This window comes from Paenibacillus lupini, from assembly GCF_011761355.1.
GTDB lineage: Bacteria > Bacillota > Bacilli > Paenibacillales > Paenibacillaceae > Pristimantibacillus > Pristimantibacillus lupini.
On record NZ_JAASRW010000006.1, the window covers coordinates 281,602 to 304,079 of the forward strand.

Annotated in this window: 20 protein-coding genes; 7 read left to right on the forward strand and 13 right to left on the reverse strand. The window is 39.1% G+C overall.

What is annotated here, in order from left to right; all coding sequences use genetic code 11:
- Positions 1-127: 127 nt before the first annotated feature.
- Positions 128-856 (forward strand): TylF/MycF family methyltransferase, encoded by a 729-nt coding sequence (locus FHS17_RS20520; protein ID WP_167280308.1) that lies wholly within the window; start codon positions 128-130, stop codon positions 854-856.
- Between the two features lie 331 nt (positions 857-1,187).
- On the opposite strand, the gene FHS17_RS20525 is transcribed toward FHS17_RS20520, so the two are convergent.
- The 5 genes from FHS17_RS20525 to FHS17_RS30650 all read right to left on the reverse strand — a co-directional run bounded on the left by FHS17_RS20525 (position 1,188) and on the right by FHS17_RS30650 (position 8,494).
- Entirely contained in the window at positions 1,188-4,310 is a 3,123-nt protein-coding gene (locus tag FHS17_RS20525) for an AAA family ATPase (protein ID WP_167280309.1), read from the reverse strand.
- A complete protein-coding gene (locus FHS17_RS20530) occupies positions 4,300-4,875 on the reverse strand; it encodes an ABC-three component system middle component 1 (protein ID WP_167280310.1) in 576 nt (191 codons plus the stop codon). The genes FHS17_RS20525 and FHS17_RS20530 overlap by 11 nt, the downstream gene beginning before the upstream one ends.
- On the reverse strand, positions 4,865-6,217 hold the full coding sequence (locus FHS17_RS20535; protein WP_167280311.1) for an ABC-three component system protein: 1,353 nt from the start codon (positions 6,215-6,217) through the stop codon (positions 4,865-4,867). Before FHS17_RS20535 ends, FHS17_RS20530 begins: the two co-directional genes overlap by 11 nt.
- The gene (locus FHS17_RS20540; protein ID WP_167280312.1) at positions 6,195-7,262 is read right to left on the reverse strand and encodes a ComEC/Rec2 family competence protein; all 1,068 of its coding nucleotides are present in this window, start codon (positions 7,260-7,262) and stop codon (positions 6,195-6,197) included. Before FHS17_RS20540 ends, FHS17_RS20535 begins: the two co-directional genes overlap by 23 nt.
- Before the next feature lie 845 nt (positions 7,263-8,107).
- Positions 8,108-8,494, reverse strand: a complete 387-nt coding sequence (locus FHS17_RS30650) for a restriction endonuclease (RefSeq protein WP_341805875.1) — start codon at positions 8,492-8,494, stop codon at positions 8,108-8,110.
- Between the two features lie 602 nt (positions 8,495-9,096).
- On the opposite strand from FHS17_RS30650, the gene FHS17_RS30655 reads away from it, so the two are divergent.
- A complete protein-coding gene (locus FHS17_RS30655) occupies positions 9,097-9,489 on the forward strand; it encodes a hypothetical protein (protein ID WP_243865463.1) in 393 nt (130 codons plus the stop codon).
- A 184-nt stretch (positions 9,490-9,673) separates the two neighbouring features.
- The gene (locus FHS17_RS30660) at positions 9,674-9,832 is read left to right on the forward strand and encodes a tyrosine-type recombinase/integrase (protein WP_243865482.1); all 159 of its coding nucleotides are present in this window, start codon (positions 9,674-9,676) and stop codon (positions 9,830-9,832) included.
- A 798-nt stretch (positions 9,833-10,630) separates the two neighbouring features.
- On the opposite strand, the gene FHS17_RS20555 is transcribed toward FHS17_RS30660, so the two are convergent.
- From FHS17_RS20555 to FHS17_RS31140, 4 genes are all read right to left on the reverse strand, one after another.
- The gene (locus tag FHS17_RS20555; RefSeq protein WP_167280314.1) at positions 10,631-11,755 is read right to left on the reverse strand and encodes a restriction endonuclease subunit S; all 1,125 of its coding nucleotides are present in this window, start codon (positions 11,753-11,755) and stop codon (positions 10,631-10,633) included.
- Positions 11,748-13,781 (reverse strand): HsdM family class I SAM-dependent methyltransferase, encoded by a 2,034-nt coding sequence (locus tag FHS17_RS20560; RefSeq protein ID WP_167280315.1) that lies wholly within the window; start codon positions 13,779-13,781, stop codon positions 11,748-11,750. Before FHS17_RS20560 ends, FHS17_RS20555 begins: the two co-directional genes overlap by 8 nt.
- 583 nt (positions 13,782-14,364) lie before the next feature.
- Positions 14,365-14,520: a recombinase family protein gene (locus FHS17_RS31135; protein ID WP_341805876.1), complete on the reverse strand. Its 156-nt coding sequence runs from the start codon at positions 14,518-14,520 to the stop codon at positions 14,365-14,367.
- Between the two features lie 31 nt (positions 14,521-14,551).
- Entirely contained in the window at positions 14,552-14,767 is a 216-nt protein-coding gene (locus FHS17_RS31140) for a recombinase family protein (protein ID WP_341805877.1), read from the reverse strand.
- 82 nt (positions 14,768-14,849) lie between these two features.
- Here FHS17_RS31140 and FHS17_RS31255 point away from each other — a divergent pair, with 82 nt between their 5' ends.
- Entirely contained in the window at positions 14,850-15,083 is a 234-nt protein-coding gene (locus FHS17_RS31255) for a recombinase family protein (protein WP_167280316.1), read from the forward strand.
- Positions 15,084-15,329: 246 nt separating this feature from the next.
- Positions 15,330-15,653, forward strand: a complete 324-nt coding sequence (locus FHS17_RS20575) for a hypothetical protein (protein WP_167280317.1) — start codon at positions 15,330-15,332, stop codon at positions 15,651-15,653.
- 283 nt (positions 15,654-15,936) lie between these two features.
- Here FHS17_RS20575 and melA read toward each other — a convergent pair whose 3' ends face one another.
- The 4 genes from melA to FHS17_RS20595 form a co-directional block, all read right to left on the reverse strand.
- Complete coding sequence (gene melA, locus FHS17_RS20580; RefSeq protein WP_167280318.1) at positions 15,937-17,445, reverse strand: alpha-glucosidase/alpha-galactosidase; 1,509 nt, start codon at positions 17,443-17,445, stop codon at positions 15,937-15,939.
- Between the two features lie 99 nt (positions 17,446-17,544).
- Positions 17,545-18,474 (reverse strand): AraC family transcriptional regulator, encoded by a 930-nt coding sequence (locus tag FHS17_RS20585; protein WP_167280319.1) that lies wholly within the window; start codon positions 18,472-18,474, stop codon positions 17,545-17,547.
- 61 nt (positions 18,475-18,535) lie between these two features.
- Positions 18,536-19,021: a hypothetical protein gene (locus FHS17_RS20590; protein WP_167280320.1), complete on the reverse strand. Its 486-nt coding sequence runs from the start codon at positions 19,019-19,021 to the stop codon at positions 18,536-18,538.
- Positions 19,022-19,052: 31 nt separating this feature from the next.
- The gene (locus tag FHS17_RS20595; RefSeq protein WP_167280321.1) at positions 19,053-19,595 is read right to left on the reverse strand and encodes a YkvA family protein; all 543 of its coding nucleotides are present in this window, start codon (positions 19,593-19,595) and stop codon (positions 19,053-19,055) included.
- A gap of 217 nt (positions 19,596-19,812) precedes the next feature.
- Here FHS17_RS20595 and tlp point away from each other — a divergent pair, with 217 nt between their 5' ends.
- Positions 19,813-20,025, forward strand: a complete 213-nt coding sequence (tlp, locus tag FHS17_RS20600) for a small acid-soluble spore protein Tlp (RefSeq protein WP_167280322.1) — start codon at positions 19,813-19,815, stop codon at positions 20,023-20,025.
- A gap of 137 nt (positions 20,026-20,162) precedes the next feature.
- Entirely contained in the window at positions 20,163-21,740 is a 1,578-nt protein-coding gene (locus tag FHS17_RS20605) for an acetate--CoA ligase (protein WP_167280323.1), read from the forward strand.
- The last annotated feature ends 738 nt before the right edge of the window (positions 21,741-22,478 follow it).

Consider the following 22,478-nt stretch of genomic DNA (forward strand, 5'->3'; position numbering starts at 1 on the left):
CCTTTGCTTGGTTAGTTTTCTAACATTATTGTAGCACAAGAAAAGCACACAGTGGTCGTACACACAAGCCACTCTCAAGCTAGATTCATATTCATAGTTATCCATAAAAATGGAAGGGACTGTGATTATGCGCAATAATACGGCAACAGAGATGTATCTGGAATTATTGAAAAAAACAATATTATTTGAGATTTGGCTGGAGCATGAACCAGGTGCTACTAAAGAGAACCGCCTTCAAGGCCTCGATTGGCCCATCATTGCCCATAGCATGATCGGGCGCATCCGCATGAATAGCCTACATCAGCTTATGAATGACGTCATCCTCAATAACGTTCAAGGTGATTTTATTGAAACAGGAGTATGGCGAGGCGGGGCATGTATTTTCATGCGTGGCTTTCTGAAAGCACATGGCGTAAGGCATCGGAAAGTGCTCGTAGCCGATTCCTTTGAAGGACTGCCTAAACCGGATCCTCAATATCCGATCGATGCAACCTCGAAATTCCACGAACAAGACTTTTTGCGCGTTTCCTTGCCTGAGGTGCAGGACAATTTCCGCAAATATGATTTATTAGACGATAGCGTCGTCTTTCTTAAAGGCTGGTTTAAAGATACGCTTCCTACCGCGCCAACGGATAAAATAGCCATTGCCCGCCTGGATGGCGATATGTATTCCTCGACAATGGATGCACTGAATAATTTATATCCAAAAGTATCGGTCGGTGGATATGTCATCATTGACGACTATTCCATTGGTTATTGTGCCGCAGCTGTACATGATTTCCGTGCTGCTCATGGCATTACCGATCCGCTTGTTGTGATAGATATTACTGGGGTATATTGGAAGAGAACGAAATAGGAAAAGAGGGACGCATCATCCAAGCGAGATAGCTGGATGATGCGTCCCTTTTGGGTTAGTACGTTATACCAATAACAATACTTAATTCTTCCTCAGATATGTTCTGTATGCGGGATCAGATTGGTGTAGGGTTTGGCTTGTTGCAATTCATAGAAACCTTAATTTACGGACTTTTTGCTAATTGACTTCTAATTTGTTTAGCTGCAATTCGGGATATTGTTGATGTTTTACATCAATTTCACATCAACATTAACTCTTTGAACCCCTTGATTAAAGCCCTAGAGTCAAACTCATAATAACTTGAAATTCAAGTAAAAATTATCATCATTTTTCATTTCACTTTACCGAATGTCTCCAGTTCAATAAATTTAGACTTAAAATATTTAGGATCTATTTTTCGATTTACTAATTTGAAAAATCGTTCATCATGAGTAGAAATGATTACTTGTCGATCCATTGATGTGGAGATTATCCTTAATAAATCGATAAAAGAGAGTAAATTAATTCCATCTAAATGTTGAATAGGATCATCCATAAAAATAGTATTTATTTCACCTTGATCCTCTAGTGCCCCTGCTAAAAAGATACTAAGAGATAACATATTCACTTGTGCTGAGCTAAAATACAATATCGGTGCATTTCTATCATCTTTTTTATTGTCTAATGTATAAATGTTAAGACCTAGTTGATCCTCTTCTGAATCCTCTAATTCTATTGATATATGCTTCATTAAGGGATGAGGATCAATCATCTGATACACTTTGTTTATTGTATCTAAATTCAACCTTTTTTTAATTTTCTGCTCAATTAGATTTCTGCTTTTTTCTCTAATGGAAATAATATCGCTTAATATCTTTTCATTAATCTCAATATTTTTATTTATTTTATCTAATTCGGCTCTCTTCTTTCTCCAAGTTCGATTATTATTAATGACTTCAAAGTTTGAAAGTATTTCGGAAATTAGTACATTTTTATTAATGATTGATTCAATCTTTATATTTACATTTTTTAGTTCTCTTTCTATATCTTCAAGTGTTATTACTTGATCACCGAAATAATTCAAGCAATTCTTCTTAAATTGTTCTACTGCCGTTAATTTAATATTTAATTGATTTTCTAGTTTAATAAATTCACTTTTTAACTCTGTTTCTGAAAATGCTTCCAAACTTATTTCTAATTCACTCTTTTCTGCCTTAATATCCTCTATTTCAGTTAACTTGGTCATTATTTTTTGATCTACTAAAGCTATTATGTTATTCATATTTAATCTTAAATTTATTGGATCAATATTGTTTTGAATTATTTGCTCATTAACTTTGCTAAAAACTTCACTGTTACGTATGTCTTTTACAAGTTTCTTATTTAGATCAATTAGTTCCCTGGTATGATTAATCTCATTGTTTATCTCAGTATTATTTTTGTTCATAGCATCTCTTTTAACCATTAACGCGTCAATATTATCTTGATGAGAATTTAACTCTATAATCATAAGGTTATTATAACTGATTAAATGTTCAAAAAGCTCTTCTTTATTACAGTTAAATTGTAAATTATTTACATAAAAATATTTTTTTATATGCTCAATATCATCGAACACATTTTTTAATTTTGTTTCCGTTAGTAATTTCTGGTTTTGAAAATATAGATGGTGCGTTTTTAGTTTATGTAACTCCGCATTTAAACCTTCAATATGCTTTTCTATTTTTCGTAAAATTTCATTATTCTCTTTTATGATTAAATTATCTAAATCAGTCAAATCGGTATCTAATATTAATATTTCTTTCGATAACCCTTCTAGGTTGAAGATATCTTTATCATTATTTATTCTATTTAATAGCTCATTCATGTCTGAATAAGTATGATTGCACAAAGGACAGGAACTTTTTTTATAATCAATAACTACTTGTGTACCAAGTATCAGCAGCTCTTCTAGTTTAGTACTCATTTTTTCAGAGTTAAGTAATTCTTGCTTTTTCTGAATTAACTGTTCTTTTTTATCTCTTAGAGATTTCTTGAATTGAATAAGTTCTTCGTAGTTTTCCTTAATAAAAAGAAGTTCATTTCCTATTGGAAAAAAAACTGGATCATTTAGTGCATTATTAACGAATTCATTTATCCTGATTTTTGTAGAATTAAGTTTCAGTTCTCTTTTTTCAATCAACTCTAGTAAATGATGTATTCTTTCAACTCTCTTTTTTAAATTATAATCAGCTCCAACTGAATTTAGTTTTCCTACTACACCCTGAAGTTTCTCAATTTTATTTGTGCAAAGATCAAACTTATTTTTTATGATGCTCAAAGAATTATTCATTTCTTTGTTTTGTGTATTAAGGAATTGAAGATCTTGATTCAATTTAATTAACGACTCATTTAGTTGGCTCTCTTTATTTTCTAAACTATTCAAATTTGTTTTGATAACTTCATAATTATCTATATTGGTAAAGATATATCCATAATCCGCCTGTTTAACTCTTAATAATTTTACATTTTGTTCTAAGTTACTTTCTTCCGCAAGTAACTTTGAAAGGTGAATAAACTTCTGGATGTTTTCTTTATTAATATTTTGGGCTTGACTAATGGTTTGCATTTCTTCATTAAATTTAAGATAAACAATTTCATAATTTAGTTTAAGTTCTTCTAGAAAATGCATAGTTTTATTATGGTCTTGAATAAAATGTTCATTATTGCTTTTTTTCTTATTCAAATCAATAATGATTTCATCTAATTGAAATGAGCTTTCAGTATTAAAAAAATTGATTGATGTTAGCTTATCTTCACCCAGTTGATTGAACAAACCAGTTATGTACGTTATAATTTTCTCACTAGGTTCAGATGACTTAATATCTGCTTTTATCTTAATTAATTCATTCCCAAAATTTTCTTTCTTCTTTTCAAGTACCTTCTTAACAACTAGAATATTTTTATAAACTTCTGTGTCATTTTTATCATCCCAAAAAGTTTTTAAAGCATTGTATTTTTCTTTCGAATCCGTAAATCTCAAAAACGAATCTACTTGATCATGTGTTAAAACGTTATTCTTAATAAAAAGTTCTCCATTTAGAGAATGGAATAACTCTTCACCTGAGACAATATCACCATTTACGTCATCTCTTTTTCTTTTACCGTCAATTTTCTTCGAATTGATGATTATGTCTGTGGAATTATTATCAAATGAGAATTTTACTGTTGCTTGTTCGCCGCTTTCACGATTCTTAATAATATATCCTTTTTCTTCATCTGCAACACTTTTAACATGCCTATTTCTACTTAACCTAGAAATGCTACCAGAAAACCCCCACTCAACCGCATCAAAAAAAGATGTTTTACCAAATCCATTCGGCGCATAAATAACAATTAAATTTGCAACCCCGTTACTCACCGTAAAATCAAAAGTCTGCTTGTTTCTATACCCTCTGAAATGTTCGAGTTCAATATTAGAGAATTTATTGCTCATTTAATGACTCCTTTAAAAATTTTTCAATTTCAGCTTGCTTATCCTTTTTATTATCTCTATTACTTACCAATCTGATTAAATTAAGTACTTCTAAGCTGTTACTTGCGATTATCTCCTCAATAGTTGTTGACGAACCATTGTCTCCATCTTCGCCTATTCGCCCTTTAAAATCCAAAGATAAATTAAAAAGTTTTCCGTTTATCGTTTTGATTATATAACTTTCATTGATTAATGCTGCTTGGCCATCAAAAACAAGCTTTCTAGAGCAATACTTATCCTGTTCTACAAGATACTTGGAAGTAACTGATATCGGTTCAGTAACAAAGAAAAAAATATAGATATTCCATATCTCGGGGTATTTTTGAAGTCCGGTTTGAAAATATAAGGCAATGTCATTATTCAATCCTTCATATATTTCCAATAACTCAATCTCATCTCTACAACATGTAGAAAATATATAGAAATTAAAATTGTTTTCTCGCTTTATCCAACTTGTTGTATTTGAAAACTTTCTACCAGACTGATCAAATATTTTATTGACTATCTCGTCATCCTTAATAATCATGTTTTAATACCTCGTTTATTGAAGATTGAATTATTTGCTCTAATTCATGTATATGACAGAACTCTATCCCTTCAACACCGAATTTATTGTCGAAAGCTTCAAGATGGAATACATTGATATTTTTATAGATATTAGGGTCATTAATATTAATTCTTCTTTCGTATAATTCAACTTGATCTATGTTCGAAAGTATCCGTTTCATTAAATCTTTGCTTACAATCTTAGTAGTGAATGAATCCGAACTATTTATCACAACGTTATCATTCATTTTGATCGTGCGATACATTTCCTCATTAAGAAAAATGTGTTTAATACAATCAGATATTGTTCTGAATTGAAATGTGTAAAGCATTCTGATCATTGAAGTATCTTCAACTTGTTCCTGGGAACTTGCAGCTTCTTGTCCGAGGTATAGATACTTAACAGAAGTCTCCAAATTAATTATTTCTTGAGCGGATATATGCATGAATGTCAGTATTTTAGACCAACCCATCCACAAATCTCGTTCCTGCAGATTAACTGCAGTTAAATCTTCCATTAATGGTGGAATAAACAACTTCCCTTTCAAACTTTGCAATATAAAAAAAGGAGTTAATTCCTTAATTCCATTTTTGTAAAAACTATTAAAGAACGTAAGAGCAGCAGCACCATATTTCTCAAAAGTTGATTTCACATATAAATCAAAACTACTCAATAAATATGGGACAAGTTCACATGATAAAATTGTCTCAACAAATTTACTTATAGTTTCCATATTTTCAGCTATTATCAAATTGAACGAACCGCCGGTGTCTCGCAGTCTCACAATAATACCAGTAAGAACAATATGTTTTTCGAATTCATAATAAATACCTGAACCAGAGAATCCAGCAACATTATCAATGGCTTCGTTAGTAAAAGTAAACAAACTAGGATTTGTTTGAATCTCAAACTTGGTACTATTATGCACCAAGTTAATAGTTGCATTTAGAGCAGTTCCCTTTTCTTGGTCGTCTCTGTAGATATGAGGATATCCATAAAACACTACATTATTTCCTCGTTTTGGACCTGCAATCATTATACTTTGGACCTCGGAAATCTTTTCAACTATTACGATCGCAAAATCGTGGTCATCGTTTGGATACAAATGAAAACTTATGACTTTTAAATAATGTGACATCCCAATATCTGCATCTCTTTGAATTAATATATCTTCAATACTGGGTTCTATCTTCTCCTTACCGATTAAACAATGTTTAGCCGTAATCACATAGGTGTGTTCAGATGCCGACGGCTGATATATACATCCACTTCCAGCTTCTCTGCCTTTTATTTTAATGTTAACAGCAAGTCCTCGAAACAATCGTTATACCTCCAAAAACAAATTTATTATCCCCTATATAAACACACTCAAAGCTAAACTGGTTCTTATCAATGTCTAGAAATATAGAATCACTAATATTGTAATTAAAAAACAAACGAGAAAAATTTCTTGTTGATATTATTCTAGAAAGACACTCTTTATTTGGATGTCCATGTTTCATACCATTAGTACTAATAATAAAGTTTTCGCATTCTATCATTTCTAATAATGAACTACTAGTATTATACTTACTCGCATGATGCGATATTTTTATAGCATTAACACGTAATTTATTTTCAACACTGTATCCTAAATCACGCAGTTCTTTTTCAATAACAGAGGGAAAGGAGTCGCCTAAAAATAAAACTTTCTGATCACAATATTCAAAAAGAAATGCAATACTACTACCATTCGGAATAGAAGCATCTTCAACAAAATCATTCTCAAGTAGCTCTCTTAATGTTTGATCATATTCTTGGTTACTAGTACGAGACACATTTACTTCATCGCCCATTTGTTCTATTTGCCATGCAGAATTTAGTTTCGATAAACATTCAATATCAGGTGACAGTATAGTTAATCGAGCACCTTCTAAGGGAATCATCATTGGGGAGTAAATTATAGTATCATCATACAATGAATATGTTTCTAACAATGATTCGAATGATATCCCTTGGTTAATACTGACCTCAGGCGAATTATTGATAATAATCTCTCTATTTTCTGCGTCTTCATCATTTTCACCAAAAAACCTTAACAACTTTTTTCCAGAATTAAACCATACTTTTTTTATTGTAGCTTTATTTATTTCATTATCTTTAAATAGGGTAATTATTCCTTGTATATGGTCTCTATCGATATGTGTAACAACAAGTAAATCTATAAACTCTTTTTTTGTATCAATAGCTATTATCGCCTTTTTTAAATAACTATATGTTGCACCTCGACCACCATCAATTAGGATATTTCTTTTATTGTCATCCTGTCCGAAGTTAATTATTAAACAATCACCGTCGTAAGCAGGTAAAATCTTCAAAGTAACCATATAGTCGCACCTCTATAAAGTTTGAATATAATTGATTTCTGCCAAATTTCAATTAACCGATCTTGATTAAACAAAGCAACATCTTTCTACAAACCACTACGCAGCTATCTGTAAATATTCACCATGGCAGTTCTTTCTCCCTGCTTCTTATATAACAAACATCGAAAAAGTCATAAATTAACACTTTGTAAATGATGAATTAGTACTGTTTACATGAGGTTTTTCTACCAGCTGTGCTTTTAATCATGGTAGTGCGGAATTAGCGGTTAATTAACGACTAATTTAAAGGAGGCGTTCATGTGATTCGATTAACCCGCTTTCATATTGTTGAAACGCCCCTCCCTAAGATATCTAGCCTTGTATAGTATCCTTCGCTCTTCGCCTTGTTGGCTCCAATGAGGTGCCGATGCGATGAAAGTTTTTTTCGAATGACGACAGCAAAAATCTCAATCGGTAAAACCTCGGTATTAAAAATACGTTTCTGTTCGTACATATATCTAATGATTGGGCGATAACGACGCGTTTTTTTTCGTAGACAAATATGATACTTCCTTCACATCCGAAAACAAAGTAGCGTCCATACGCATAGCCTACCTTTTATAGAATTATTGTTTTGCAAAGAAACATAATTTGTATTCTGATTCTTCTACATGCTCTATTACGCTTAATATTTGTTTTAAAAAAAGAGAATGCATTATTGAAAGGCACCTGATTAGGTGCCTTTTGTACATAATTCTTACTCGGAATCGTCTCACTCAAGGTCCCCATTATTACATCCTATAAGTCCAAATATCAAAATAGTTAACCAATGCTTTCTCATACTTCTACCATCCAAGAGGTGATTACTAGGCCTTCTTTCGTTTCCAATTTTTCAACTTATCCTGAATAAGCGCACCATGCCAATACTCTACCCGAAATTGCTCCGCTTCTTTCTTCGCTGGCCCTGTCAGGTCAGACGTCGTAACAAGCAATGTAAGGATACAATTATGATTCCGCTTCGCGGCTACAAGCTCGCGAACAGTCTGCACAGGAACCATGTTGTGGTCAGCGTAGCATTTAGCCTGCACAGCCGTTCTCTCCCCTCGCTTGTCAACAATGACTAAATCAACTCCACCGTCATTTCCGCCAATGCCAACTTCGTGAACAACGTAACCTTGATCTCGGAAGTACAGGGCGAGCAGCCGCTCGAATTCAACTCCATTCAGATCATTCAATGGCCTAGTCAGAATCACTTCGTCGGGCCTGCACGTCTTAGAGGCACGATGTGAAGTTCTCACTACACTTCTCGATCGTTTTTGAATCAATGTGGCTGAGTGCTTCTTTCTGCTTTTTTGTTTTTTCTTCGGCTGTAAGAACCCTGCAATTGCACCAAGGGCTATAACAGCCGCTAAAAACCAAATGATTTCTTTCATAGCATCCCTCGCTGTAATCTTCTTATGATCCATAGTATAACAATTGGTCATATTTTCCTACTACCAAACTACTATCCAGACAGTCACTAGATTATACCTACACTTTTGATATTAAAACGATAACATCATAACCAGATTTATTCGAAGCACTTCCCTTAAATAAAATGAACTCAAACAAAAGCTATAGCACAATAGTTTATCTCCTCCATAGCTCGATTGAGCTGACGGATAACTTTCTTTTCTTCGTTGCACAACTTGATTTTCGGGAGTGAAACAAGAGCATTATTATATAACCACTCTTAGGTGGTTCATCGTCAATAAATAATCCATTCAATTTCGCCTTCATGAAGAGACTTAATTGCCTCATCTTGTTTCCTGAATATTGGAAATAATATTTATATCAAGATTCCGGAGTTGATATAATGGCGAACATCCAAAAACGCGCTTATAATTCATGGTTCTTAACGGTCAACGCAGGAAAAGACATACACGGTAAGTACATCCGATTCACAAAAACCGTCCACTGTCGGACAAAACGGGAAGCGGAAAGCGAATATGCAAAATTTCGACTGGAAGTCGAGGCTGGAGAATACATCGCGCCGGAAAAAATGACATTCGGTGCCTATGTCGAGGAGTGGCAATCGAAATATGCCGTTAAACATCTGGCATTCAAAACGCTATACACATTTCTCCCCACTTTCCAACACATTCCTATTAAGACATCAAACCACTTCACAAAGTCGATTTCCTTGACAAGCTGGAAAAGGAGCACAAACCGAGTTATAAAAAGATCGGTGGGCTTTCTTCTGATATGATCGAAATAGACCACCGCATTTAAAAAATATATTTAAACGTGCTGTGGAATGGAGGTTAATCAATCGGAACCCCGTTTGTGACGTTATGAAGCCTAAGGTTACTTCAAAAGAAATCATCCCATACGATGAACATGAAGTTGGCCAAATGCTTCAAGCACTACAAAAGGAGCCCTTCCAATGGCTAATGTTAATTACTTTAGCCCTCACAACGGGTCTACGTCGAGGTGAGATTCTTGGACTCGAGTGGAAGCACGTTGATTTGAGAATAGGTGTTATTGAAGTCAGGCAAAGCATGGTACATTGCTTTAAAAGGAGAAATTATCGTAAAACAGCCAAAAACTAAACAGTCCGTTCAAAAAGTCGCCCTTCCTTCTTCGGTACTTGAAGAACTAAGGGAATATCATATCTACAGAAATCAGGAACGCAATGACATAGGGGACCTTTGGCGCGGAGGAGGATGGTTATTTCTTTTCTCCCACCCCGATGGACAACCTTTCCATCATGAAGCACCGTACCAATGGTTTCGAAATTTTATTTAAAAAAACAAACTCCGATATATACGGTTCCATGATCTCCGGCATACTTCAGCTACGATATTGATCAACCAGGGCGTTCATGCCAAGATCATTTCAGAACGGAAGTATAACGACAACCATGTACATATACGGTCACGCTCTCCGTACAGCTGACCAAGCGGCTGCCGATAAATTCGAATCACTTTCAACATCAACAAAGCTCAAGGACAATAAGAGACGCTCGGGAATTTCCCGAGCGTCTCTCCGTTCTTTTCGGCTCATCTTTTACATCACTTTTACATCAATGCCATTTTTCGACCGCTGTATCACAACTTTTAATGTGCTGTACCATATCGAAAAAACCCATCGGTACAAGGGGCTCGGACTCTGTTTAACCCCTCACCAAAAAAGCCACCGACTCCACATGTATGGGTTTCGCAATATAGACAGTCTTTCGATGAGTCAGTATTCGCTAAACCATTGCTTAATAAATGAAAGCGTAAAACCAATATTCTTTTATTTTAATGTCACTCACTTATGAATTGTTCATCGAAAAGAAAAACAGCCCATGATATGAGCTAATAATTGAACATAGAATCTTGTTTGAACATAAGAAGTTAGCTTATCTATCTCACTTGTAAACTCACCTTACCACCAATACGTTCATCAATGTTTTTCCTTAAATTTCGAACAACTTTCTTCTCAATGACAGAAATGTAATCTTCCATTAATTTCATATTTATATTTCCGCTCTCGTCTACAGGAAGTTTAATTTCTACTTCAGGTGCATCTGAAGCATAGAAATTTCGTGAATAGCTAAATTTACCTGCAATTGATTTGTTGATATTTGGCTGAATATATAACAACACTTTTTTGCTATATTCAGTAGTAGAATTATACAGCACAGCAACATGGTCGTCAGCGCCGTATTTATAATTTCTATAAAACGTATTTCCAAACATATCGATGGTTAAACTATTCTCAGGGAAAACTTCTACTTCGGGATTGCTAATAAAATCAGACAAGCCCATTTTTTCTACACCAGCAGTAATAAATGGTAAATTACCGGGGATACGGTCAAACGATGTTATTCGTTTTCCACGCTTAATTGTGTCGAATAATTCTTCAAGTTTAAAGGTGCTAAAATTCGAGTTGGCGTGCTTATTAAGGATATATTCATCATAATCTTGTAGTAGTACGTCTTCATAATTCCCAAAACCAAGTCTATGAAAACATCCATCAATACGTTCCACATATTTCTCTTCAATACGTTTTACATATTTCTCCATATACTCCCAGTGTGGCTCAGCAGAAGTAGCATCTTTTACTGGTAACTGAATGACACTTTCTCTTATTCTTACATTAGTAGCCTTTATTCCGTAGGCATAACGGCTTTTTAGTTCTTTCTTTAGCACGGTTATTAGGTACAGAGAATTGTACAAGTTAAGATTTTCGTTTTTCATGTAACTCATAGAACCGCCTGCTTCCTTTAAAAAAAAAGGCGTATCTACATATGAAAACTCTTGCGTGTTTGAAGAAGCAATAATACAAGGTTCTGATTCAACATTGTTTAGGTATCTATGGTCTACTCTTAGAAACCCAACTATAGCGTTATTCGCAGACGATTGTCCAACAAAAGGATATAGCTCGCCATCTTCTATTGTTAAACTAGGAATATCAAGCGGTCTTATTTGTATCTTCTTTTGCCAAGTTAGTATATCACCCACTCTAAATTTTTTATATTCAATCAATATATTCACCTCTACCATTCAGCAGTTGGTTAACTTCAAAAGAAAGATAGTCGCCAACTGTTTTCATAAAATCTTCTTCAGTTGGTGTTGTGTCATTAACTTGGTGAACTTCAAAATTCCAATCAGTGCCTGAATCAGTGATTAAATCTTCAACATATACTTCATCAAGATTCCAAAGCTCATAATGAAAGTCAGGGTTTCTAATTGCTGCTTTTCCTAGTCTGAAAATTTTCACAATATCTTGATAACGTTCTGCTGGATGGTCAATTTCATAATTTCCTCTTAACGTTCGTTTGTAGCCATCATTTCTGAAATCAATAAATTTAACAGTATCCATTTCAAAATTATGAGGTTTCCCTGCTTCAAAGATATAAATCGATGTTTGAACACCAGCGGAGGGTTGGAATGTATCGACAGGCATTTTGATGCTGGCAATCATTGTATGGTTTTTGAGTATTCGTTTATTTGTTTTTGTTGCTTTACCACTCCCCGCCGAATCTTGAATGATAATTGCAGCACGTCCGCCTTTCTCCATGAATTTAAGACCGTGCTCGATGAAAGGCATTCCATTTTCTTCAAATGTAAAAGGTGGATTCAAAAGTAATTTATCTGCTTTGAACTTTTTGTATAGTTCTGGTGGACGGTCGAATGAACTACCTTTTTGAATATTACTTGAACCATCGCCACGAAGTATCATATTTGTTGAAGCGAGTGTAAACATTTTTGCGTTCAGTTCCACCCCAAGAAGTTGCTGCTCTTTGATTTTTCGGATTTTTTCTTTTGCTTTTGTAGTGTTTTTACCGTATGTTCTTTCAGCGTCTTGTATCATTGTTTCCATTGAAGCAATAAGAAAGCCTGCACTACCTGTTGCTAAATCCATTACTTGAGAATCCAGGTTGACATCAAGAATTAGTGACATCATCTTTGTAATATATGGTGGTGTAAGAACAATACCGATTTCTTTCCCGTCACCTAATGCATATTTTAAGAAGACACTGTACATTTCCCCCATTATATCCAGGTGTCCTGCTGTCCCATCAATTGCTGAATAGACATACTCGTAAATGTAGATAAATACTTGTTTTGTAACAGAAGCTTTGCCTTTAATTAGGTTCGCAACCTTCTTATCTAACTGGATTAGTTCATCTCGGTCTTTATCAAGGGAAATCGCTTCCCTGAATGAACCTAACATTAACGTTCGTTTATCTTCAGGGATTTGTTTAGTTGTCAGGTATTTTTTGATTTGGTTAACTATAAGCACTCCATCACGGTCTTCATCATACTGGTCACCGTTTAAGTCGTCAGGAATTAAGCCCCTCCCTTTAACTACCCCGTTCTTATTGACGACATCTTGCATTGATAGCAACATTCCTGAAACGTAGACAACACGCTGGTCTACTGGAATATTATGATTGTTCATAAGAACGTTTAAGTTGTTTGCGTGTTTCTTTAATAACTCTTGAGAATCAATTAAGATACGATGTTTCTCTTTTTCGCTAAGAGTAGCACCCTCATAGAAACTATCAAATGTATTTTGATTTTCTAAGAAGTTCAAGTTAGTATAACCAGACATCAGTTTCGGCTCTGCCGATGAACCGAATACGTAATACACGGAAATCACTACATCGTCCTCTGATTCACCAGCAACACCAATTGCAATAACATCCTTGTACTTGTCAGAAGCAATCATATTTTGTGCATAATAAACAGCACCATTAACCGCAAAATCCCTAATAGATTTTTCGTCCATCTTTAAACCGCTCTTGTTTTTGGCGATAAGTTTGTTAGTATGGAGTTTGTTTTCGATGATAACAGGAATTTGGTATTCTTCAATATGAAAGTCAGGTTTTCCAAAGGTTGTTTTGTTCTTTGTCTTGGCAGAACCTTTTAAAGCTTCTTTCATATAATCAGACATATTGGATTCAACATTAAAATCTTTTTGATTCACAAGACCTAGACTTTCAAGCTCTTTCTTAATATAGTCGTTTACTTGGTCTTCTAATTTCCATTTGATATTATTACTCATGTATTATAGTTCCTCTCAAGATTTTGAATTACAATCACGTTTCTATCAGAGTTTTCCATTGGTGTTCCTTTCCCAATAATTTCGCTTTTTCAAATTCTAGATTCAATAGCTCGGACTTTTATTGATATATAATTTGTGTATATTCAATGAACATAACTGTCGAACCTCTCTTATTCCTCTATAAGTGGTCATCATATTATAGCACAGGAATTCGACACCTGTTTTATGGTTATTGATACCGCACTAAATGCCTTATGGCTTCCATTGTACGCACATGATTTTCCAAAAAAAATGGTCAGGGTCGAATAAGGGTGAACTCTGCCGCGACATCAAAAAACGAATCGCTAGGTACTGGGATAGGATCTATTACAAGCCGTGCAAGCCCTGTAAAGCATATTATCAGAGCCTTCCTCTCGCGTGGGCGGTTTCTGCCTTTATCAGTCTTACATAAGCCCCATAGCGGCTCACAGACTGTCTCAATAGTCTTCGTTGCTTCTTGTTTCCTCCGATTCAACTCCCGATAAAGTGACCCCTTGCTCACGTCCGTCATTTCTTCAATCTGCGCTAATGTAAATTCTCCACTTTAGTGTAGCTTGATTACCTTGTCTAGCTCCTTCTTATCTGTCATTGGACGACCGCCCTTGCGTCCACGCGCTCTAGCCGCTTTTAGCCCTGCTACAGTACGTTCATGGATGATTGACTTCTCAAACTCCGCAAAGACAGCTATCATGCCAAACATTGCCTTACCTGCCGCCGTAGACGTATCAATGTTATCGGACAGGCTTTATGAACTCAACGCCTTTCTTCTTCAAAAGGTCAAGCGTTTCTATTAGTTTTAATGTCGAGCGTGCCAAGCGGTCAAGTTTGTAAACGATAAAGGTATCGCCTTCACGTAGCATATCTAAAGCCTTTACTAGCTCGTGGCGGTCATCTTTGCCGCCGCTTGTTTTCTCAATATAGATACGGTCAAACCCGAACTTTTCCATTACGACCATTTGTGAATTGAGTGACTGGTCAACGGTAGATACCCTCGCAAAAAATTACCCTCAAACAAGAAGTAATCGTTGCATGAGGGCGTTTACCCCACTCCTAGGAACAGTATCTAACGCAGGTAATCAAGGAACTGCATGGCATCAGTCAAGCATAAAGTGTATTTTGACTAACGTGACATATAGTGGAACTCTATGCCAACATCGTGAAGAAGTAGTAAGCCACATGTCTATAGAACGCGTTGAAGTTCCCGAAGATAAACAGATTATCTTTGAGAACGCCCGCCCTGCCCAGCAGTACAAGAACTTATGAAATCAAAAAGAAAGAGCCACAGAAATGGTCAGGATAGCCTATTTGCACATCTTATGTTGTGCCCTGATTGTGGTCATGGCATGACGTTCCGTAAGGATAGGCTAAAAAAGCAAGAATGTGGCTTACGTCTGTTGTGGTTACGTAAAACGTAGCAAGTCGTTTTGCTCTTCCCACATTTTTGGATACGACACATTGCTCGCGGCGGTGAAGAGTGACCTTAGGAAACTGATTGGAAGTAACGTCAGATTGGGTACATTGTGCGATGCTGTAAAAGGGAATGTTGGTCAAGAACAATCTGCTTTATCCAAAGAGTTGCATAAGTTAAAAAAGCAACAGGAGCAATTAGAGAAGAACGTCCAAGGACTTATTACCCTCTTCTCAAATCAAGCATTGACTCTTGATGCTTTTACCGTCCAAAATCATCGTATTCTCGCGGAGCAAGAAGCACTTGCTAAACGTAAAGTTGAGTTGGATTCCATTCTCGAAGCACAAAAAGACACGGAAGAGCAATTCCGTGTCTTTCAGAAACAAACGCGTTATTTGCTAAACTTGATATTGATGATGAGATGATGAGCAAGTTCTAAAACAGTTGCTTCATCAAGTAATTGATAAGATAGAAGTCCATCAAGATGGCACTATCAAGATTCACTACAATATCGCTCAACCTCAAGTACTGGGCGAATTACTACAAGGGGCTTAGTCATTAGCCCATTTCCAATTTAAGTAACACTGTACACTCGACATGCACCGTATGCGGAAACATGTATAGCTCAAGCATAATAAAAATAGTCTTAAAATATTCCAAAACAAAAAACTCGCTCATACGAGCGAGTTCCATAATTAATAAGCGTATTTAAACCTCAGCCGCCGGCCGCTCCTTCGCCTTATCCGACTCAATCGCGTTGCGAGTCGCCGCCTCTCTATCCTGGCTAAGCTCCTCAACTGTCTTCGTCTTAAGACGTGCAGCGCCTTGATAATTCTCACGCGTTGGCAACAAGTTACCTGCAGCCAAACGCTTCTCCGCCGCTGCAATAGCTTCCTCGTACTGCGGCAGCCACTTCGCCTGGGCAACCAGCATCTCATCTGCCATCTGCCAGATCTCTTTCGGGTTACATACCGCACCGGTAAGCGGGTCCATCATCATTGCTTGGCGGAGCAGCTTGTCGTCGCCGTGGACGGCAGCTTCAACGGCCATACGCTGAACGGAAATGCTGACGTTGCAGACTGCTGCAGGACCGAGCGGCAGGTCGCCGACTACTGGCATGTTGATGCCATTGCGGTCAACATAGCCAGGCGCTTCGATAATCGCATCGTCAGGTAAGTTGGTGATAATGCCATTGTTCACGACATTGAAGTGACCACGGTAGACGCGGCCTGTCTCAAGGCCTTCAATGATATAGGAACCATGCTCTTCACCACGGTTCTCGGATGCGTACACGAATGGATCAGCCTGCATCCAGTTCGGGAAATCGGTCTCGAACCAGTTACGTCCTTCCGTACATACACGCAGGTAGCCACCTGTTTCACCATTGATCCACACGCCAAGGTCGATCCAGTCCTTAATCTCATCCGCACGTTTGCGGTACCATGGCACGTATTCGCTTAAGTGACCGTTCGATTCTGTCGAGTAGTAACCGAAGCGGCGCAGCATGTCGATGCGGACCTTTTCTGTCTGAGCGAACTCTTCAACCGCTTCGAAGGCTTCAAGCAAGTCTCCCGTTCTATCTACGCCGTTAGTCTTAACGGAGATATACCAAGTCTGATGATTAATACCTGCACAGATGATGTCCACATCTTTCTTCTCTAGACCCAGTGCACGTGCGATCTGATGATGACCACCTTGAACACCATGGCAGAGGCCAATCGTGCGGACGCCCCCGTACTTATTACAAGCCCAAGTCAGCATCGCCATTGGGTTCGCGTAGTTAAGGAGCAGCGCATTTGGCTCAGCTACCTCGCGGATATCTTTGCAAATATTGAGCATTTCGGCAATGCCGCGCTGGCCGTACATGATACCGCCTGCACAAAGCGTATCGCCGACACATTGGTCGATGCCGTATTTTAACGGAATGTCGATATCATATTGGAAAGCCTCAAGCCCTCCTATCCGCACAACGCAGAACACGTAACGCGCATCCTTCAGCGCCTCTCTGCGGTCGGTCGTTGCTTGAATCTCAATCCCCAAACCGTTCTCACGAATATCTCTTTGCACCAGCTGCGTCACCATGTCGAGGTTATGTTCATTAATGTCTGTAAAAGCAACCTGAATATCCTTAAACTCCGGCACCGCAAGCAAATCTCGCATCAAACCGCGTGTAAAACCAATACTGCCTGCGCCTACAAAAGCCACCTTAAAACTCATAAATAAAGCCTCCTCTTCGCCTATCAGGGTATGGTCGTTCGTTACCCTTATTCTAGCAGGCGGAAAAAGAAGGCGTTTGCACATTCGCAACGGATTGCTTTATATCTTGTCAACTATTTCAACTTCATAGTCGGTCCAGCTTGTGATTGATTTCTTGGAATTACGGTATTCTGCTGGTGACATGCCCGTCATTTTCTTGAATAGCATACTGAAATATTGACGGCTGTTGAGCCCAATATGATCCGCTATCTCAATGATCGGTACGTCCGTACGGGCGAGCAGCATCTTTGCCTTCTCTATGCGCAGATCGACCAAATACTCATTGATCGTCTTGTCCATATTCGATTTGAAAATGCGCTGAAGATAGACAGGATGCAGATTAACAGCAGCTGCAATATCCTTGGCCAGGATAGCAGTATCGTAATACTGATGGATATATTCTGTCGCATGGCGCACATAATGATGGATTTGGCGCTCCGCGCTATTTTTCGACTCAACGGCAACTAGCCGGGCAACACGGACCAGCAGCTGAGACATAAGCAGATTCGTCATCATCTCACGGCCTCGTTCAGCGCCCTCACCGCCTAGATCCAGCTCAAAGACCAGATTCCTCAAATTCACCTGAATATCTTCATAGTCCCTTAGTACAATCGTATCCAGCCGCTGCTCTAGCAGCTTCGCAAACATCGGATTATGAGTGGATAGCTGATTCATAGATGGATAAATCCCCTCGCAGGGCTGAAATCCAAATTCCACGTTCAGCATCCGGCAGGGACTCCCGCTCTCAACGATCAGCCTATGCGGCACACCAGCATCCAGCATAATAAGATCTCCTTTGCGCATGGCAATGACCTCTTTATTCGTCTCCACCGTGCAGTTGCCGGATATGACATACATGAACTCCGCCCAATCATGCTGATGGAATCCCATATGAAAGTCTTCCCACTGTTTGTAGTAATACGCGACGATCTTCGGCCGGAACTCTCCAGACTCTCTCCACTTCGCATCATAAAAGCTGTTCGTACTCATGTTCCCCACCTCCGCTACCGGTATAGCTCTATGGTCAGCATATACCCGCTGGAAAGGAAGGTCAACGCTTCTCGATCTCATCTACCTTTTGTCCCGGATAAATAACAAAATACCTTGTCCCAAATTTCACGGTATAATGTTCCGTTGTAATGCCATATAGCTTCAAGCGTTCTTTTAATCTCCTATAGTAACTGTTTAATCTGCCTCTATCTTTCTTGTTTCCCGGTTCAAGCTCCTGATTATATCTAGCTTTAAAGATCATCTGAGATGTACAAGACAGCCCTTCTGTAATCATAACGAACAACACACGAATATCATCGGCAGACAGCTCCATGGCCTCGCCCCTCGCAAGCCACTCACCTTTGCTTAAGTCCAAATAGATATCATAGTTCAATGGACGATGCAGATTATAGACTTGGGTGATCTGTTCATTCGTCTTCGCTTCTTCTGAGCAGCTACTTTCGGAATGGATGTAGGTCAGGACATTTTCCCGTTCTACCTCTATATTCCCGTCAACACAGTCACATTCCACTACCATCATGTTCATGCTATCGTTTCCCCCACTCTGTCTAAATCCCTTATTTCACAAAAAACTCCTCTGCCTTGTCACGATGTTCATCCGTAATATGAGAGCTAATTGCCTTGTAAGCTAGGAAAATGGCAGTAGCATCATCCCCGTAACCGACTATAGGGAAAATATCCGGAACAAAATCGATTGGCAGAATCCAGTATGCAAGCGCACCAATGGCTGTTACTTTTACTTTGGCCGGAGTATTCGGGTCCATTGCACAGAAGTACATGGCAACCGCTTCTTTGGAAAAAGGCACCTTTGACGCAACTTTTCTTACTTTTGACCAGAACCCGTTGTTTACGTACTTCACTTGCTCCTCATGGTCCCCGATCTTAGAAATCCAGGAGTCTGTATCCACTTCCTCCTCTGCTACTTCTGCTGGAGCCGACTCTACAACGGTGGCGATTTCTTCATCTGAAAAGCTTGCCGGAATCACATCGTCCTGAGCAAGACTCTCATTACATGCTCCGCATTTTGCCAGCCTCAGCTTCTGAGACTCAACTTCGTTCTTTTGCCCGCAGTTTGGACATTCAACAATAATGACAGACATCTTTATCCCTCCAAAAGTTTCAATTTATCCTCTATTCGTTAACGTTATAATATGATTAGATAACCATTATTACCCTCTAAATGTAATAAAACAACAAAGCTTAGACAATTAACTTTAGTTAATTCATTTGCATAAAAACCCCAGCCCTTGGGTCACAATAGCTCTTGGGTGCTAAACCGGTGCCCGACTACCAAGACGTATAAGGGGGAATATCCGTATGGCAAAGCCGGACAATCGGTCGGATAACGCGGAACATTTGCAGGAGCATATTGCAAATACGCAGCAGAACATTAATGAAACTGAGCAATACCTGAATGAGTTCAGCTCTGAGATCAGCGGCTCACAGCAAAACGAGCTGCAAGAGAAGAACGAGCGCCGCAGAGAAAGCGTAGCGGAGTTCGAAGAAGAACTCGGCGACGAAGAAGCTTAACTGCAAATAGCCAAGCTTCAGCAGCACCAGGATGACTTCTGTCTATGACAGGAGTCATTCTTTTTTCATGTTCACAACCTATGCTATACTGTCGCTAACTAGCTAAGATAATCGAGTGTGACAAAGGGGTAGGTTGGATGAATTTTGATCAATGGGTAGCTCCAGAACAATACAATATTAGCTCTGAGATTGAGCGTCACCAGTCTGATAAAATCGCGCTGCAGCTGCTGGACGATCAAGGCCACACGACTCGAATTACATATAAGGAACTGCTGAAGCAAGTGAACCAGCTTGCTGGCGGTTTGTACGAACTAGGGCTTACGAAAAGCGACCGTGTCCTCGTCATGGTGCCAAGAACCATTGAGGCGTATATCATCTATGTCGCATGCCTCAAGCTTGGACTTGTTATTATTCCATCCTCCGAAATGCTCCGGGCCAAAGATCTGTCGTACCGTCTTCAGCATTCCGAAGCGCGTGCTGTTATCGCATGGGCTGAAGGTGCCGCAGAGGTGGACAACATTACGGAAGAGCTGCCTGCCCTAAAGTACCGAATTGACGCAAGCGGCAGACAAGTTGATGGCTGGGTGTCCCTCCAGTCCTTAATGGAAGGACAGCCGGAAGAGCGTACAACTGAGCCAACAAGCCGTGATGATATGGCGATTCTAGCCTATACATCCGGCACAACCGGTAATCCCAAAGGTGTTGTTCACAGCCACGGCTGGGGCTATGCTCATTTGCGTATTACTTCGGCATGGCTTGGCATTCAGGATACCGATCTGGTCTGGGCAACTGCCGCACCTGGCTGGCAAAAATGGATCTGGACTCCTTTCTTATCCGTTCTCGGTAACGGAGCTACAGGCTTCATCTATAACGGATCATTTAGTGCAGAACGTTATCTAGAGCTTATTAAGGAAAACCAAATTAATGTGCTCTGCTGCACCCCGACCGAATACCGTATTATGGCGAAAACCGATAATTTAGCCCGGTTCGACCTCTCCTCCATTCGCAGTGCGGTATCGGCAGGTGAGCCTTTGAACCAAGCCGTGATCCGGCAATTCGAGGATACTTTCTCCTTAACGATCCGAGACGGTTATGGCCAGACGGAAAACACATTATTGATCGGCAATCTGAAGGATTCTCCAATCAGGATTGGTGCCATGGGCAAGTCGATTGTTCCTGGTCTAGTCGAGATTATTGATGAAGAAGGCCGTCCTCAGCCAATGGGTGAAGTCGGCAGCATCGCCGTACATACCGACATGCCGGCTTTGTTCAAATCGTATTACCGTGATCCCGAGCGAAAAGGCGCCAGCATCGTTGGTTCTTATTTCATCACTGGTGACCGGGCGAGCAAGGACGAAGAAGGTTATCTCTGGTTCGAAGGACGCGGAGACGATATTATTATCAGCTCCGGCTATACGATTGGACCATTCGAGGTGGAAGAAGCGCTGCTTCGTCATCCTTCCGTGAAGGAATGTGCGGCTGTCGCTAGTCCCGACGAGATCCGTGGCCATGTCGTCAAAGCCTTTATCGTGCTGAAAGACGGAGTGACAGGCTCTCCTGAGCTGATCAAGGAGCTGCAGGATCATGTCAAATCAGTAACGGCTCCCTACAAATATCCACGCAAAATCGAATTCATCAGCGATCTGCCGAAAACAAACTCCGGCAAAATCCGACGGATCGAGCTCCGCCAACGCGAAGCGCATATGAATTCCTAATAAGAAAAAGCCGCTGTTCACACCAAGCTTCCAAAAAGCTTCGGCGTGAACAGTGGTTTTTTTCTTTTCTAACCCCTCGTCCTACTGGGAGTGTCCCTTACGTTGGATGGAATCCAACCTAAGGACACTCCCAGTAGGAGTAACTGATTTCTTTCACTCCGCACGATCGCCTATGTTGGATTTCATACAGTGTAATGGTGCGCTTGGCCAAAATAACAACAGCTACATTGGATATCATCCAGCAGAATGAGCTCATATAGGCGAGAGCAGCTCAATTTGGCGAAAGTTACTGGATAGTTTCCAACGCAGCTCGCACCCACCTGCGAGGAGCAGACTTAGGTTGGATGAAATCCAACCTAAGTCACGCGCCTAGTAGGAGTAACTGGTTACTTCATTCCGCACGCTAGCCTAAGTTGGATTTCATACAGCGTAATGATGCGCTTGGCCAAAATAACAACAGCTACATTGGATATCATCCAGCAGAATGAGCTCATATAGGCGAGAGCAGCTCAATTTGGCGAAAGTTACTGGATAGTTTCCAACGTAGCTCACACCCACCTGCGAGAAGCTGACTTAGGTTGGATGAAATCCAACTTAAGTCACGCGCCCAGTAGGAGTAACTGGTTGCTTCATTCCGCACGCTAGCCTAAGTTGGATTTCATACAGCGTAATGATGCGCTTGGCCAAAGTAACAATAACAGCCCCCAATCCTTCAAAAGGATTGGGGGCTGTACTTTA

Bases quoted from the DNA above. Each gene is read 5' to 3' on its own strand.
- FHS17_RS20520 (WP_167280308.1), top strand. From the start codon at position 128: ATGCGCAATAATACGGCAACAGAGATGTATCTGGAATTATTGAAAAAA.
- FHS17_RS20525 (WP_167280309.1), bottom strand. From the start codon at position 4,310: ATGAGCAATAAATTCTCTAATATTGAACTCGAACATTTCAGAGGGTAT.
- FHS17_RS20530 (WP_167280310.1), bottom strand. From the start codon at position 4,875: ATGATTATTAAGGATGACGAGATAGTCAATAAAATATTTGATCAGTCT.
- FHS17_RS20540 (WP_167280312.1), bottom strand. From the start codon at position 7,262: ATGGTTACTTTGAAGATTTTACCTGCTTACGACGGTGATTGTTTAATA.
- FHS17_RS30655 (WP_243865463.1), top strand. From the start codon at position 9,097: ATGGCGAACATCCAAAAACGCGCTTATAATTCATGGTTCTTAACGGTC.
- FHS17_RS30660 (WP_243865482.1), top strand. From the start codon at position 9,674: ATGTTAATTACTTTAGCCCTCACAACGGGTCTACGTCGAGGTGAGATT.
- FHS17_RS20560 (WP_167280315.1), bottom strand. From the start codon at position 13,781: ATGAGTAATAATATCAAATGGAAATTAGAAGACCAAGTAAACGACTAT.
- FHS17_RS31135 (WP_341805876.1), bottom strand. From the start codon at position 14,520: ATGTTTGGCATGATAGCTGTCTTTGCGGAGTTTGAGAAGTCAATCATC.
- FHS17_RS31140 (WP_341805877.1), bottom strand. From the start codon at position 14,767: ATGGAAAAGTTCGGGTTTGACCGTATCTATATTGAGAAAACAAGCGGC.
- FHS17_RS31255 (WP_167280316.1), top strand. From the start codon at position 14,850: ATGAGGGCGTTTACCCCACTCCTAGGAACAGTATCTAACGCAGGTAAT.
- melA (WP_167280318.1), bottom strand. From the start codon at position 17,445: ATGAGTTTTAAGGTGGCTTTTGTAGGCGCAGGCAGTATTGGTTTTACA.
- FHS17_RS20585 (WP_167280319.1), bottom strand. From the start codon at position 18,474: ATGAGTACGAACAGCTTTTATGATGCGAAGTGGAGAGAGTCTGGAGAG.
- FHS17_RS20590 (WP_167280320.1), bottom strand. From the start codon at position 19,021: ATGAACATGATGGTAGTGGAATGTGACTGTGTTGACGGGAATATAGAG.
- FHS17_RS20595 (WP_167280321.1), bottom strand. From the start codon at position 19,595: ATGTCTGTCATTATTGTTGAATGTCCAAACTGCGGGCAAAAGAACGAA.
- tlp (WP_167280322.1), top strand. From the start codon at position 19,813: ATGGCAAAGCCGGACAATCGGTCGGATAACGCGGAACATTTGCAGGAG.
- FHS17_RS20605 (WP_167280323.1), top strand. From the start codon at position 20,163: ATGAATTTTGATCAATGGGTAGCTCCAGAACAATACAATATTAGCTCT.